The sequence below is a fragment of the Serratia entomophila genome (assembly GCF_021462285.1).
GTDB lineage: Bacteria > Pseudomonadota > Gammaproteobacteria > Enterobacterales > Enterobacteriaceae > Serratia > Serratia entomophila.
In genome coordinates this window covers 2,064,471-2,077,784 of record NZ_CP082787.1, presented here as the reverse complement: position 1 = coordinate 2,077,784, position 13,314 = coordinate 2,064,471, and the positions used below count along the sequence as shown (strand labels likewise).

The 13,314-nt window shown below is 61.9% G+C and carries 11 protein-coding genes; 4 read left to right on the top strand and 7 right to left on the bottom strand.

Annotated features, from left to right (window positions below):
• Positions 1 to 40 precede the first annotated feature (40 nt).
• The 4 genes from lolE to KHA73_RS10185 form a co-directional block, all read right to left on the bottom strand.
• Positions 41 to 1,288: a lipoprotein-releasing ABC transporter permease subunit LolE gene (lolE, locus tag KHA73_RS10200; protein ID WP_234590663.1), complete on the bottom strand. Its 1,248-nt coding sequence runs from the start codon at positions 1,286 to 1,288 to the stop codon at positions 41 to 43.
• The gene (lolD, locus tag KHA73_RS10195; RefSeq protein ID WP_234590662.1) at positions 1,288 to 1,992 is read right to left on the bottom strand and encodes a lipoprotein-releasing ABC transporter ATP-binding protein LolD; all 705 of its coding nucleotides are present in this window, start codon (positions 1,990 to 1,992) and stop codon (positions 1,288 to 1,290) included. The genes lolE and lolD overlap by 1 nt, the downstream gene beginning before the upstream one ends.
• Positions 1,985 to 3,187 carry a lipoprotein-releasing ABC transporter permease subunit LolC gene (lolC, locus tag KHA73_RS10190; protein WP_234590661.1) on the bottom strand — a complete coding sequence of 401 codons (1,203 nt, stop codon included), beginning with the start codon at positions 3,185 to 3,187 and terminating at the stop codon, positions 1,985 to 1,987. The genes lolD and lolC overlap by 8 nt, the downstream gene beginning before the upstream one ends.
• Positions 3,188 to 3,292: 105 nt before the next feature.
• Positions 3,293 to 3,931: a helix-turn-helix transcriptional regulator gene (locus tag KHA73_RS10185; protein ID WP_234590660.1), complete on the bottom strand. Its 639-nt coding sequence runs from the start codon at positions 3,929 to 3,931 to the stop codon at positions 3,293 to 3,295.
• 86 nt (positions 3,932 to 4,017) lie between these two features.
• Here KHA73_RS10185 and KHA73_RS10180 point away from each other — a divergent pair, with 86 nt between their 5' ends.
• The 4 genes from KHA73_RS10180 to dauA all read left to right on the top strand — a co-directional run bounded on the left by KHA73_RS10180 (position 4,018) and on the right by dauA (position 11,159).
• Positions 4,018 to 5,001: a threo-3-hydroxy-L-aspartate ammonia-lyase gene (locus tag KHA73_RS10180; RefSeq protein WP_234590659.1), complete on the top strand. Its 984-nt coding sequence runs from the start codon at positions 4,018 to 4,020 to the stop codon at positions 4,999 to 5,001.
• 142 nt (positions 5,002 to 5,143) lie between these two features.
• Complete coding sequence (mfd, locus tag KHA73_RS10175) at positions 5,144 to 8,617, top strand: transcription-repair coupling factor (RefSeq protein ID WP_234590658.1); 3,474 nt, start codon at positions 5,144 to 5,146, stop codon at positions 8,615 to 8,617.
• Between the two features lie 136 nt (positions 8,618 to 8,753).
• Positions 8,754 to 9,239, top strand: coding sequence for a heme-degrading domain-containing protein (locus tag KHA73_RS10170; RefSeq protein WP_234590657.1), 486 nt, complete (start codon positions 8,754 to 8,756; stop codon positions 9,237 to 9,239).
• 231 nt (positions 9,240 to 9,470) lie between these two features.
• Entirely contained in the window at positions 9,471 to 11,159 is a 1,689-nt protein-coding gene (gene dauA, locus KHA73_RS10165) for a C4-dicarboxylic acid transporter DauA (RefSeq protein WP_234590656.1), read from the top strand.
• A 48-nt stretch (positions 11,160 to 11,207) separates the two neighbouring features.
• Here the strand turns inward: dauA and kdsA are convergent, their stop codons facing one another.
• The 3 genes from kdsA to KHA73_RS10150 are packed head-to-tail and all read right to left on the bottom strand — an operon-like array spanning position 11,208 to position 13,298.
• Positions 11,208 to 12,062 carry a 3-deoxy-8-phosphooctulonate synthase gene (gene kdsA, locus KHA73_RS10160; protein ID WP_061799135.1) on the bottom strand — a complete coding sequence of 285 codons (855 nt, stop codon included), beginning with the start codon at positions 12,060 to 12,062 and terminating at the stop codon, positions 11,208 to 11,210.
• A gap of 31 nt (positions 12,063 to 12,093) precedes the next feature.
• Positions 12,094 to 12,903: an invasion regulator SirB1 gene (gene sirB1, locus KHA73_RS10155; RefSeq protein ID WP_234590655.1), complete on the bottom strand. Its 810-nt coding sequence runs from the start codon at positions 12,901 to 12,903 to the stop codon at positions 12,094 to 12,096.
• A complete protein-coding gene (locus KHA73_RS10150; RefSeq protein WP_234590653.1) occupies positions 12,900 to 13,298 on the bottom strand; it encodes a SirB2 family protein in 399 nt (132 codons plus the stop codon). Before KHA73_RS10150 ends, sirB1 begins: the two co-directional genes overlap by 4 nt.
• Positions 13,299 to 13,314 lie beyond the last annotated feature (16 nt).

Genomic DNA, 13,314 nt, shown 5'->3' with positions numbered 1-13,314 from the left:
GCTAAAAAAATGGGGCGGCATCTCTGCCTCCCCGATTTGATTATTGTCCGCTCAACACCCGCGCCGGATCGATGCGGCTGGCGCGCCTGGCCGGATACCAGCTGGCCAACAGGCTAAGCACGATGGCGGTCGCCAGCACAATCGCCACGTCCAGCCAGTGCAGCTCGGAAGGCAGGAAGTCGATAAAGTAAATGTCGCCCGACAGGAATGAATGCCCGAGCAGTTTTTCGATGCCCTTGATGATGTTGGTCAACTGCAGCGAGGCGATCACCCCGACTACCACGCCGCTGAGGCTGCCCACCAGCCCGGCCAACAGACCGTACCAAATGAAGATGGCGCGGATAAAGCCGTCTTTGGCCCCCAGAGTGCGCAGCACCGCGATATCGCCGCTCTTGTCCTTCACCGCCATCACCAGGGTGGAAACGATGTTGAAACAGGCCACGCCGATCACCAGCACCATCGCCAGGTACATGATGGCGCGGATCATCTGAATGTCGCGGTACATGTAGCCGTAGGTGCCGATCCAGCTTTTGATGTAAACGTAGGAATTGGTTACTTCGCCGGCGTCGCGCACCAGCTTGTTGGCGGCGAACACGTCGCTCACCTTGATGGCGATGCCTGTGACGCTGTCACCCATATCGAGATACTGCTGCGCATCGGCCAGCGGCACCAGCGCCAGGCTGTGATCCAACTGGCCGCTGAGCTGCAGAATGCCGGTCACGTGCAGACGAATGCGCTTCGGCTGCAGCAGCTTCATTTCCGGGTCGCTGTTGGGGATCATGACCGTGACATAGGCGCCTTGCTTAACGCCCAGCGCGTCGGCCACCCCCTTGCCGAGGATCACCTGCTGTTCGCCGGCCCTGAAGTTGGCCCAGGCGTCGCCCTGAACGTACTGCGGCAGCGCACTGAGCTGGCTTTCCTGCTGCGGGTTAACCCCTTTGACCTGCACCGCGCGCAGCTGCGCGCCGTTTTCCATCAGCCCGGTAAAGTTGATGTAAGGCGCCGCGGCCATAATGCCCGGCACCTTTTCCACCCTCTGCAGAATCGAAGGCCAGCCGTTAAACGGCTGCTTCACCGGTTCGATCTCGCCGTGCGGCACCACCGCCAGAATGCGGTTTTTCAACTCGCGTTCAAAACCGTTCATCGCGCTCAGGCCGACGATCAGGACCGCCACCCCCAGCGCAATGCCGATGGTGGAGATCACCGAAATCAACGACACCATGCCGCCGCGTTTGCGGCCGCGGCTAAAACGCAGGGCCGTCAGAAAGGAAAGTGAGGCTCCCGCCATTACTCGGCCCCCATCAGGGTCAGCTGCGCCTGCAGATGGCCGTCGGCCATTTCCAACTGGCGGCTCAAACGCTTGGCCAGCTGCAGATCGTGAGTCACCACCAGGAAGGCGGTGCCCTGGCGCACATTCAGTTCGCCCAGCAGATCGAAGATGCTGTCTGCGGTGCGTTTGTCCAGGTTGCCGGTCGGTTCATCCGCCAGCACCAGCGACGGGCTGTTGACCAGCGCACGGGCGATCGCCACCCGCTGACGCTCGCCGCCCGACAGCTCGGAGGGGCGGTGCTTGCTGCGCTTCTCCAGCCCGACCGCCGCCAACATTTCCATGGCTTTTTCCTGCGCCAGCGCCGGCTTTGCGCCGCCGATCAGCAGCGGCATGGCGGCGTTCTCCAGCGCGGTAAAGTCCGGCAGCAGGTGGTGGAACTGGTAGATAAAGCCCAGCTGGCGGTTGCGCAGCTCGGCCTTGGCCGCCGACGACATCCCGTTCAGCGACTGCCCCTTGAAGACAACCTCGCCGGAGGTTGGCGAATCCAGCCCGCCCAGCAGGTGCAACAGGGTGCTTTTACCGGAACCCGAGCTGCCGACGATCGCCATCATCTCGCCCGGCTGCATGGCAAAGCTGACATTGCGCAGCACGTCGGTATGCAGATTGCCTTCCTGATAGGTTTTGCACAGGTTGTCGCACTGCAGCAAAAGATGGTTACTCATAACGTAAGGCCTCAGCGGGTTGTACGGCGGCAGCGCGCCATGAAGGGTAAAGCGTGGACAACAGGGACACCGCCATCGCCACCACGGCGATGACCGTCACCTGCAGCGGGTCGACCGCCACCGGCAGCGAAGCGCCGTCGATCAATGCGCCGAGGATCGGCATCAGGTTATTCAGATTGGTGGCCAGCAGCACGCCGAGCAGCGTGCCGAGCAGCGAACCTATGATGCCGGCGCTGGCGCCCTGCACCATGAACACCGACATGATCTGCCGGCGGGTCAGGCCCTGGGTTTGCAGAATGGCGACCTCGCCCTGCTTCTCCATCACCAACAGGCCGAGCGAGGTGATGATGTTGAACGCGGCCACCGCCACGATCAGGCTCAGCAGCAGCCCCATCATGTTTTTCTCCATGCGCACCGCCTGGAACAGCTCCCCCTTGCGCTCGCGCCAGTCTTTCCACTCGGTGCCCTGCGGCAGGGTTTGCTGGCTGAGCGTGTCGACCGCCAGCGGCTGCTGCAGGAACAGCCGCCAGCCGGTGACGTTGCCGGCCGGATAGCGCATCAGGCGCGAAGCATCCTGCTGATTGACCAACAGTTGATAGCCGTCGACCTCGCTGTTGGCGTGGAAGGTGCCGGCGATGGTGAACAGGCGCTGGCTGGGAATGCGGCCCATCGGCGTGAACTGGCTGGCGCTGGGCACCATCAGGCGCAGCGAATCGCCGCGCTTGACGCCGAGCTGCCCCGCCAGCTGCTCGCCGATGATGAGGTTGTACTGGCCCGGCTGCAGCTGCTGCTGTTTGACGTTGACCAGATAAGGGGACAGCGGATCGGCTTCGTCCGGGTTAACGCCGAGCATCACGCCAACCGCCACGCTGCGGGCGCTTTGCAGCACCACGTCGCCGGTGGTCAGCGGCGCGACGCGGCTGACGCCCTTCAGCCCCTGAACGGCCGAGGCCGGCAGTTGCTGAGGATTGACCGACCCCTGCCTGGCGGTGATCAGCGCCTGCGGCATCAGGCCGAGAATGTTGTTCTCCAGATCCTTTTCAAAACCGTTCATCACCGAAAGCACGGTGACCAACGCCATCACCCCCAGCGTGATGCCGATGGTGGAAAGCCAGGAAACAAACCGCCCGAAGCGGTCTGAAGCCCGCCCGCGCATGTAGCGCAGGCCAATGAATAACGCGACAGGTTGATACATGAAATCCGTTTTGTTGCCGTAGCTTAAGCGAAGTAGTCTTGGATAATAAAGGCTCTCCCCCGTTTAGGGAACACCCGGCGGCCTTTTATTGCGCCGGGCGCCGCCTCACCCGGCATCGCGTTTGAGCAGGTTGTAGACCGACACCCGTGAAATGCCCAGCGCTTCGGCCGCCATGGTGGCCGCGCCGCGCAGCTGCAGATACCCCTGCTGCTTCAGCTGTTGGATCACCAGAAAACGCTGTTCTGAAGACAGCGCGCGCGGTTGGGTGGCATGCGAAGCGGCAAAAGCGTTGATCACCGCCGCGATGTCCGACAGCGAACGAACGCCCTCAACCGCCTGCGGCGCGCTTTGTACCACCGCCGTCAGCTGTTGCAGGATAGCGGTGACGCTGTTGAAGATAGAGACATCCAGATTGAGGCAAATCGCCGCCACAAAGGCGCCTTGGCTGTTGCGCAGGCCGATGGAGGTGCTTTTGGCCGGGCGGCCGTCCGGGAAGGCGCTGGCGTAGTTCTGCACCACGTCGGGGAACTCCGGCGAAGCGATGCGCTCCAGCCCCATTTCCGTCGCGGCGTCGCCGATGCGGCGATTGGACAGGTTATTGGCGATGGCGACAATGGCGTGATCCGGCTGGGTCAGGTCGTGCAGCACCACCTCGCACCCTGGGGCGAACATCGCGCCCAGCGCCTGGACAATTTTTTCCGCTTCGCGCAGCAACAGCGCATTTTCCTGCCTGAGATCGCTCATTAAGTTAACCATTTGACAATAACTTTACAAAGAGTAAATTAAAAATTCGTGGCAATCAATGCCTCCTTCACCCTCGTGAGGTTGTTATGAGTTCAACGCTCCATTGCATCACCGCCGCAGATATTTCCACCGCCGCCGAGGTTATTGCCGGGCATGCCGTTCGTACCCCGGTGATGACCTCGCGTCAGGCGGATCATATTGTCGGCGCCGAGCTGTTCTTCAAATGCGAGAATTTCCAGCGCGTCGGCGCCTTCAAATTCCGCGGCGCCTATAACGCCATCGCCCAACTGAGCGAGGCGCAGCGGCGTGCCGGGGTGATCGCCTTCTCTTCCGGCAACCATGCGCAGGCGATGGCGCTGGCGGCGCGCGAGCTGGGGGTTAACGCCACCATCGTGATGCCCCACGACGCCCCGGCGGCCAAGCTGGCGGCAACGCGGGGCTATGGGGCTAACGTGGTTATCTACCAGCGCCACCGTGAAGATCGCGAGGAAATCACCCAACGCCTGGCCGCCGAACAGGGCCTGACGCTGGTGCCGCCCTATGATTACCCGCAGGTGATCGCCGGCCAGGGCACCGCGGCCAAAGAGCTGTTCGAAGACGCAGGGCCGTTGGACGTGCTGCTGGTGTGTACCGGCGGCGGTGGGCTGCTGGCCGGCAGCGCGGTGGCGGCGCGGCACTGGTCGCCGGGGTGCCGCGTGTATGGCGTAGAACCTGAGGCGGGCAACGACGTGCAGCAAGCCTTTTTGCGCGGCGAACCGGTGCGCATCCCAGTGCCGAAAACCCTCGCCGACGGCGCGCAAACCCAGCAGGTCGGGCGGCTGACCTTCCCGATTATTCAAGATTACGTCGAAGGCATCCTGACGGTGAGCGACGCGCAGCTGTGTCGGCAAATGCGCTTCTTTATGGAACGGATGAAAATGGTAGTCGAACCGACCGGTTGCCTGGCGGCCGCGGCGGCGATGAACGCCCTGCTCGATTTACGCGGTAAAAAGGTCGGCGTCATCGTCAGCGGCGGCAATGTCGACGTAGACAAGATCGGGCAGTACCTGGCTCTGGCCGGCGAAAATTAACGTCGTTAATATCAGGCTAAAAATCAAGGTGTAGCGCTTTTATCTGTGTCAGTTTGGCGGCCGCTGGGCTACTATAACCGGGATAAAGGCGCTTGTTATTTGTGCCGGGGCGAACTCTAACACATTGATTAAAGATACCTGAATGAGCACTTCCGATAGCCGTAACCGTTCCTCATCCCCCCGTTATTCCCTGCCTGAACGCGCGGGCGACCTGCGCCAGCTAGGCCAGTTGACCGGCTCGGCCTGCGCCGTGGAGTGCGCCGAGATCGTCGAACGCCATAACGGGCCGGTAATGCTGATTGCCCCGGACATGCAGAATGCCCTGCGGCTGCGCGACGAAATCCAGCAGTTCACCGATCAGATGGTGACCACGCTGTCCGACTGGGAAACCCTGCCGTACGACAGCTTCTCGCCGCATCAGGAAATCATCTCCGCCCGTTTGTCGAGCCTGTATCACCTGCCGACCATGGTGCGCGGCGTAATAATTTTGCCGGTCAACACCCTGATGCAGCGCGTTTGCCCGCACGAATTCCTGCACGGCCACGCGCTGGTGATGAAAAAGGGCCAGCGCCTGTCGCGCGACAAACTGCGCGCCCAGCTGGAACAGGCCGGCTACCGCAGCGTCGATCAGGTGATGGCGCACGGCGAGTTCGCCACCCGTGGCGCGCTGCTCGATCTGTACCCGATGGGCAGCGAAGAGCCCTACCGCATCGACTTCTTCGATGACGAGATCGACAGCCTGCGCACCTTCGACGTCGACACCCAGCGCACGCTGAACGAAGTGGAAGCCATCAACCTGTTGCCGGCCCATGAATTCCCGACCGACAAAAACGCCATCGAGCTGTTCCGCAGCCAGTGGCGCGAGCAGTTTGAGGTGCGCCGCGACGCCGAACACATTTATCAGCAGGTCAGCAAAGGCGCCTGGCCGGCCGGCATCGAATACTGGCAGCCGCTGTTCTTCAGCCAGCCGCTGCCGTCGCTGTTCAGCTACCTGCCGGCCAACACCCTGATCGTCAACACCGGCAACCTGGAGAGCGCCGCCGAGCGTTTCTGGCTGGACGTCAACCAGCGCTACGAAAACCGCCGCGTCGATCCGATGCGCCCGCTGCTGGCGCCGGACACCCTGTGGCTGCGCGTCGATGCGCTGTTCGGCGAGCTGAAAGCCTGGCCGCGCATGGCGTTGAAAACCGAAGATCTGCCGGCCAAGGCCGGCAACACCAATCTGGACTACCGCACCCTGCCGGATCTGGCGGTGCAGGCGCAGAACAAGGCGCCGCTGGACAACCTGCGCCGCTTTATCGAAGGCTTCGACGGCAGCGTGATTTTCTCGGTCGAGAGCGAGGGGCGGCGCGAAACGCTGCAGGATCTGCTCGGCCGCATCAAGCTCGGCACCTCGCTGATCCACCATCTGGATCAGGCGCAGCCGGCCGGCCGTTACATGATGGTCGGCGCCTCCGAGCGCGGCTTCCTCGACGGCATGCGCAACCGCGCGCTGATCTGCGAAAGCGATCTGCTGGGCGAACGCGTCAGCCGTCGCCGCCAGGACAACCGCCGCACCATCAACACCGATACCCTGATCCGCAACCTGGCGGAACTGCATCCCGGCCAGCCGGTGGTGCATCTGGAGCACGGCGTCGGGCGCTATGTCGGCCTGACCACGCTGGAAGCCGGCGGCATCAAGGCCGAATACCTGATCCTGTCCTACGCCGGTGAAGACAAACTGTACGTGCCGGTGTCTTCGCTGCACCTGATCAGCCGCTACGCCGGCGGCGCGGACGAAAACGCCCCGCTGCACAAGCTGGGCGGCGACGCCTGGAGCCGCGCGCGGCAAAAAGCCGCCGAACGGGTACGCGACGTGGCGGCCGAACTGCTGGACATCTATGCCCAGCGCGCCGCCAAAACCGGCTTCGCCTTTAAGCACGACCGCGAGCAGTATCAGCTGTTCTGTCAGACCTTCCCGTTCGAGACCACCCCCGATCAGGAGCAGGCGATCAACGCCGTGCTGAGCGACATGTGCCAACCGCTGGCTATGGATCGCCTGGTGTGCGGCGACGTCGGCTTCGGCAAAACCGAAGTGGCGATGCGCGCCGCCTTCCTGGCGGTGGAAAACGGCAAGCAGGTGGCGGTGCTGGTGCCGACCACCCTGCTGGCGCAGCAGCACTTCGACAACTTCCGCGATCGTTTCGCCACCTGGCCGGTGCGCATCGAAATGATGTCGCGCTTCCGCAGCGCCAAAGAACAGCAACAGGTGCTGGACGAGGCCGTCGACGGCAAAGTGGACATCATCATCGGCACCCACAAGCTGCTGCAGAGCGATCTGCGCTGGAAGGATCTGGGGCTGTTGATCGTCGATGAAGAACACCGCTTCGGCGTGCGCCACAAAGAACGCATCAAGGCGATGCGCGCCGACGTGGACATCCTGACGCTGACCGCCACCCCCATCCCGCGCACGCTGAACATGGCGATGAGCGGCATGCGCGACCTGTCGATCATCGCCACCCCGCCGGCGCGCCGTCTGGCGGTGAAGACCTTCGTGCGCGAATACGACAGCCTGGTGGTGCGCGAAGCGATCCTGCGCGAGGTGTTGCGCGGCGGGCAGGTTTACTATCTGTACAACGACGTGGAAAACATCGAGAAGGCGGCACAGAGGCTGGCGGAGCTGGTGCCGGAAGCCCGCATCGCCATCGGCCACGGGCAGATGCGCGAGCGCGATCTGGAACGGGTGATGAACGACTTCCATCACCAGCGCTTCAACGTGCTGGTCTGCACTACCATTATCGAAACCGGCATCGATATTCCCAGCGCCAACACCATTATCATCGAGCGCGCCGACCGCTTCGGGCTGGCGCAGCTGCACCAGCTGCGCGGCCGCGTTGGCCGTTCGCACCATCAGGCCTACGCCTATTTGCTGACGCCGAATCCCAAGGCCATGAGCACCGACGCCCACAAGCGGCTGGAGGCCATCGCTTCGCTGGAAGACCTGGGCGCCGGCTTCGCGCTGGCCACCCACGATCTGGAGATCCGCGGCGCCGGCGAGCTGCTGGGGGAAGACCAGAGCGGCCAGATGACCACCGTCGGTTTCTCATTGTATATGGAGCTGCTGGAAAGCGCGGTCGACGCGCTGAAAAACGGCCGCGAGCCGTCGCTGGAAGACCTCACCAACAGCCAGACCGAGGTAGAGCTGCGCATGCCGGCCCTGCTGCCGGACGACTTCATTCCAGACGTCAATACCCGTCTGTCGTTCTATAAGCGCATCGCCAGCGCAAAAAACGACGGCGAGCTGGAGGAGCTGAAGGTGGAGCTGATCGATCGCTTCGGCCTGCTGCCGGACGCGGCGCGCAACCTGCTGCACGGCGCGGCGCTGCGCCAGCACGCGCAGAAGCTGGGCATCAAACGCATTGAAGGTAACGAACGGGGCGGATTTATCGAGTTCGGCGAGAAAAATCGCGTCGATCCGAGCTACCTGATCGGTCTGCTGCAGGGCAACCCGCAGGTTTATCGCCTCGACGGGCCCAGCAAGCTGAAGTTTATGCTCGATCTGACCGATCGCCAGAAGCGGCTGAAGTTCATCGAAGACCTGCTGAGCGCCTTCCGCGAACACACATTGGCGGTTTGACCCTCTTTCCCCGGCCTCCGCGCCGGGGTATCTGCATCTCTCCGCCCCCCCGAGCGTTCTATCTTATCGCCAAGCCGTCTATGCCGAATTTTCCGTTCGGGCTACTCTGTCCGCAGGCAAAACCAAGGGGAATATCATGACCATAGATGATGATTTGCGTGCGCTGAGCGAACAGGAAGCGGCGTTGACCTTTAGCCACTTTGACCACACCACCGCCTGGGAGCTGGGCGCGGCGTTGAAGGCCGCCGCGGAACAGCGTCATTTGTCGATCGCCATCGAAATCCAGCTGGCTGGGCAAACGCTGTTTTATTACGCCATGCCCGGCGCCACGCCGGATATCGCCGACTGGGTGCGACGCAAACGCAATGTGGTGAACCATTTTCACAAGAGCTCTTATGCCGTCGGCCTGCGGCTGCAGCAGCGGCAAACCACGCTGGAAGAACGATACGGCCTGAACGTACGCGACTATTCGGTGCACGGCGGTGCCTTCCCGCTCAACCTGAGCGGCGCCGGCTGCGTGGGCAGCGTCAGTATTTCCGGCGCGCCGCAGCTGGAAGATCATCATCTGCTGGTCAGCACCCTGGCGGCATTTCTCGGACTATCCTTACCTGCGGTGCACTAAGCGCCAAAAAACAGAATTACCCTTTCCTCATGGCCGCCGGATGCGCGGCCATGCTGGATAAAATCAATCTCACCCGATCGCAAAACCGCAACACTCGCCTTTTCCACGCCAAATTGATGCAGGTCTGGTAATCCGCCATACAAAGGGCGTATGGTATCCGTTAACGTTACGAGACGGACCTCATCTGGCCCGCCATTCCTTTCTCTTTTAAAGATTTGGTTAGCAACTTAGATGAAAACGCACGAAATCAACAGAATTCGCCCATTCAGCGCGCTGATAGACGCCTGCTGGCGGGAGCCTTACAGCCTGCAACGCCTGCTGAAAGACGCCATCGCCGGCGTCACGGTCGGCATCATCGCCATTCCGCTGGCGATGGCATTAGCGATCGCCAGCGGCGTACCGCCGCAGTATGGGCTGTACACCGCGGCCGTCGCCGGCATCGTCATCGCCGTCAGCGGCGGCTCGCGTTACAGCGTTTCCGGCCCTACCGCCGCCTTTGTGGTGATCCTCTACCCGGTATCGCAGCAGTTCGGCCTGGCCGGGCTGTTGACCGCCACGCTGCTTTCGGGGCTGTTCCTGGTGATTATGGGGCTGGCGCGCTTTGGCCGGCTGATTGAATACATCCCGCTGTCGGTGACGCTCGGTTTTACCTCCGGCATCGCCATCACCATCGCCACCATGCAGATCAAAGACTTCTTCGGCCTGCAGCTGGCGCAGGAGCCGGAGAACTACGTCGGCAAACTGCTCGCACTGCTGCAGGCGTTGCCGACGCTGGATATCGGCGACACGCTGATCGGCGCGGTCACGCTATCGATCCTGATTTTCTGGCCGAAGCTCGGCCTGCGGGTGCCGGGCCACCTGCCGGCGCTGCTGGCAGGCACCGCGCTGATGGGCGTGCTGGCGCTGTTCGACCACCAGGTGGCGACCATCGGCTCCCGCTTCAGCTATCTGCTGGCCGACGGCAGCCGCGGCCAGGGCATTCCGCCGATCCTGCCGCAGCTGGTGCTGCCCTGGGAGCTGCCGGGCGGCGACGGCAAGCCGTTCTCCCTCAGTTGGCATACCCTCTCCGCCCTGCTGCCGGCGGCATTCTCGATGGCGATGCTGGGGGCGATTGAATCCTTGCTGTGCGCGGTAGTGCTCGACGGCATGACCGGCAAGAAACACCACTCCAACACCGAACTGATCGGCCAGGGGGCCGGCAATATCATCGCGCCGTTCTTTGGCGGCATCACCGCCACCGCCGCCATCGCTCGTTCCGCCGCCAACGTGCGCGCCGGCGCCACTTCGCCGGTGTCCGCCGTCATCCATGCGTTGCTGGTGCTGTTGGCGCTGCTGGTGCTGGCGCCCTGGCTGTCTTATCTGCCGCTGGCGGCGATGGCTTCGCTGCTGCTGATGGTGGCCTGGAACATGAGCGAGGCGCATAAGGTGGCGTATCTGCTGCGCCGGGCGCCAAAAGACGACATTCTGGTGATGCTGCTGTGCATGTCGCTGACGGTGCTGTTCGATATGGTGATCGCCATTACCGTCGGCATAGTGCTGGCCTCGCTGCTGTTTATGCGGCGCATCGCCCGCATGACCCGGTTGAGCGAACTGAGCGCCGGGCACGGCCGCCTGGTGCTGCGGGTCAACGGACCGCTGTTCTTCGCCGCCGCCGAACGCATCTTTACCGAGTTGCTGGCGCGCAGCGAAGGGTATCAGGTGATCGTGCTGCAGTGGGATGCGGTGCCGGTATTGGACGCCGGTGGGCTGAGCGCCCTGCAGCGTTTTATCGATGAGCTGCCGGCCGGTAAGCGGCTGGCGATCACGGATATTCCGTTCCAACCGCTGAAAACCCTGGCGCGGGCGCGGGTGCAGCCGATCGAGGGGAAGCTGCACTTCTATCCGACGCTGCCGGAGGCGTTGGCGGCGCTGGAAAGCTAAAAAACAAAAAGCCCGACGCGTCGGGCTTTTTGATGGCAGCGATAACGCTTAGTTGCTGGTGTCCAGCTCCGGGAAGCTTTTCACCAGGTCGTCGATGGCTTTCATCTGCACCAGGAACGGCTCCAGCTTGTCCAGCGGCAGCGCGGACGGGCCGTCGCACTTGGCGCTGTTTGGCTCAGGGTGAGCTTCGATGAACAGGCCGGCCAGACCGACCGCCATGCCGGCGCGCGCCAGCTCCGCCACCTGGGCGCGACGGCCGCCGGATGCGGCGCCGAACGGATCGCGGGTCTGCAGCGCGTGAGTCACGTCGAAAATCACCGGATGGCCGCCGGTCACGTTCTTCATCACGTTGATGCCCAGCATGTCGACCACCAGGTTGTCATAGCCAAAGTTGCTGCCGCGATCGCACAGGATCACCTGGTCGTTGCCGCCTTCCTTGAACTTGTCGACGATGTTGCCCATTTGGCCAGGGCTGACGAACTGCGGCTTCTTCACGTTGATCACCGCGCCGGTTTTCGCCATCGCTTCCACCAAATCGGTCTGGCGCGCCAGGAACGCCGGCAGCTGGATCACGTCGACCACTTCAGACACCGGCTGCGCCTGCGCCGCTTCGTGCACGTCGGTGATGATTTTCACGCCGAAGGTTTTTTTGATTTCTTCGAAAATCTTCATCCCTTCTTCCAGGCCCGGGCCGCGGTACGAATGGATGGACGAACGGTTGGCTTTGTCAAAAGAGGCTTTGAAAACGTAAGGAATGCCCAGTTTTTGCGTCACGGTGACGTAGTGTTCGCAGATGCTCATCGCCAGATCGCGAGATTCCAGCACGTTCATACCGCCGAACAGCACAAACGGCAGATCGTTCGCTACGTTGATGTCGCCAATGCTGACTACTTTCTGTTTCATGCTTTCGCCTTTGTTGAGTAAATCGAATAAATTAATGCAGCGTGACCTGTTTCGGTTCAATCGAGTGGATCTGTACTTTGATCACTTCGCTGACCGGATCTTCAGGACACTGCTCGACAAAATAGTTGAGATCGGAAATGGCGATATGGTTGCACTCCAGCTGGGCGTAAATCAGCCCGCGATCGCGGATCTCGTACGGGTCGTCCGGATCGAAGCACAGCACGGTTTCGCTGGCGCGCAGCGCCATCTCCATCTGTTTTTCTTCCATCAGGGCGGCCTTCAGGGTGTCCAGCATCTTGCGCACCACCATCACGTTCTCTGATTCGTCGAGATCGTCGTCTTCCAGCTCGGCGCCCAGCCCCAGGTTGCCTTTGATCCACACTTCCAGCTGGTGCTCGTTCAGCGTCTCGCCGTTCAGTGGGTTAATCAACCACATCTCGTCGTCCAGCCAGTCGGCGCGCAGGATCAGCTGGGTGGGGAAAATCACCGGCATCAGCGGCAGATCCAACTGATGGGCGATATGCAGAAAAATGGTGCCCAGCGACACCGGGGTGCCCTGGCGCCCTTCCAGCACTTTGTCCAGCCAGATAGCGTCGGACAGGCGGTAAACGCCGCTGGCGCCGCCAAAACCCCAGGTTTTGAAGAACAGCTCGATGAGTGCGTCCAGTTGCTGTTCCTGAGTGAGGCTGTCAGGCATCGCCGCACGCGCGTCGTCGACCAGCTGCTGCAGCTTGCGCTCAACCTCGGCCGCCGGGAAATCGCGCCGCACCGACTGCGACACCAGGATCACGCCTTCGCTCAGTGGCGAAGTGTTAAATGCAAAATCAGCAATGCTACTCATAGGTATCCCATCAGAAACGGTATTTTCGTCGTGGCAAGTTTAATGATCAGGTACAGACAGCCCAACGCCAGAACGAACGCCGTTACGCGCAGTTTCCGGCTTTTGGTCTTCTTGCCCAGTGCGACGTAGCCAAGCAGGATATAGATAATAACGCCAAACAGCTTCTCGGTCAGCCACGAGTCCATACCCAGCAACGGATAAAGCCCGAATGTCGCCACCAGCGCAATACCGCTGACGAACAGCAGCGTGTCGTTGAGGTGCGGCGCTATCTTGACCCAGCGCTGGTTCATGATGGCCGACTTGCGCCACTGCCAAAAGAAACGCAGCACAAACAAGGTAATACTGATGGCGACCGTCAGCAAATGGAATTGTTTCAACGCGGTGTATGCAGTCATAGTGCTTCCTTAAAAT

What these genes read in the sequence shown, in the direction of transcription:
- lolE (WP_234590663.1), bottom strand. Translation starts at nt 1,288, where the DNA reads ATGGCGGGAGCCTCACTTTCCTTTCTGACGGCCCTGCGTTTTAGCCGC.
- lolD (WP_234590662.1), bottom strand. Translation starts at nt 1,992, where the DNA reads ATGAGTAACCATCTTTTGCTGCAGTGCGACAACCTGTGCAAAACCTAT.
- lolC (WP_234590661.1), bottom strand. Translation starts at nt 3,187, where the DNA reads ATGTATCAACCTGTCGCGTTATTCATTGGCCTGCGCTACATGCGCGGG.
- KHA73_RS10185 (WP_234590660.1), bottom strand. Translation starts at nt 3,931, where the DNA reads ATGAGCGATCTCAGGCAGGAAAATGCGCTGTTGCTGCGCGAAGCGGAA.
- KHA73_RS10180 (WP_234590659.1), top strand. Translation starts at nt 4,018, where the DNA reads ATGAGTTCAACGCTCCATTGCATCACCGCCGCAGATATTTCCACCGCC.
- mfd (WP_234590658.1), top strand. Translation starts at nt 5,144, where the DNA reads ATGAGCACTTCCGATAGCCGTAACCGTTCCTCATCCCCCCGTTATTCC.
- KHA73_RS10170 (WP_234590657.1), top strand. Translation starts at nt 8,754, where the DNA reads ATGACCATAGATGATGATTTGCGTGCGCTGAGCGAACAGGAAGCGGCG.
- dauA (WP_234590656.1), top strand. Translation starts at nt 9,471, where the DNA reads ATGAAAACGCACGAAATCAACAGAATTCGCCCATTCAGCGCGCTGATA.
- kdsA (WP_061799135.1), bottom strand. Translation starts at nt 12,062, where the DNA reads ATGAAACAGAAAGTAGTCAGCATTGGCGACATCAACGTAGCGAACGAT.
- sirB1 (WP_234590655.1), bottom strand. Translation starts at nt 12,903, where the DNA reads ATGAGTAGCATTGCTGATTTTGCATTTAACACTTCGCCACTGAGCGAA.
- KHA73_RS10150 (WP_234590653.1), bottom strand. Translation starts at nt 13,298, where the DNA reads ATGACTGCATACACCGCGTTGAAACAATTCCATTTGCTGACGGTCGCC.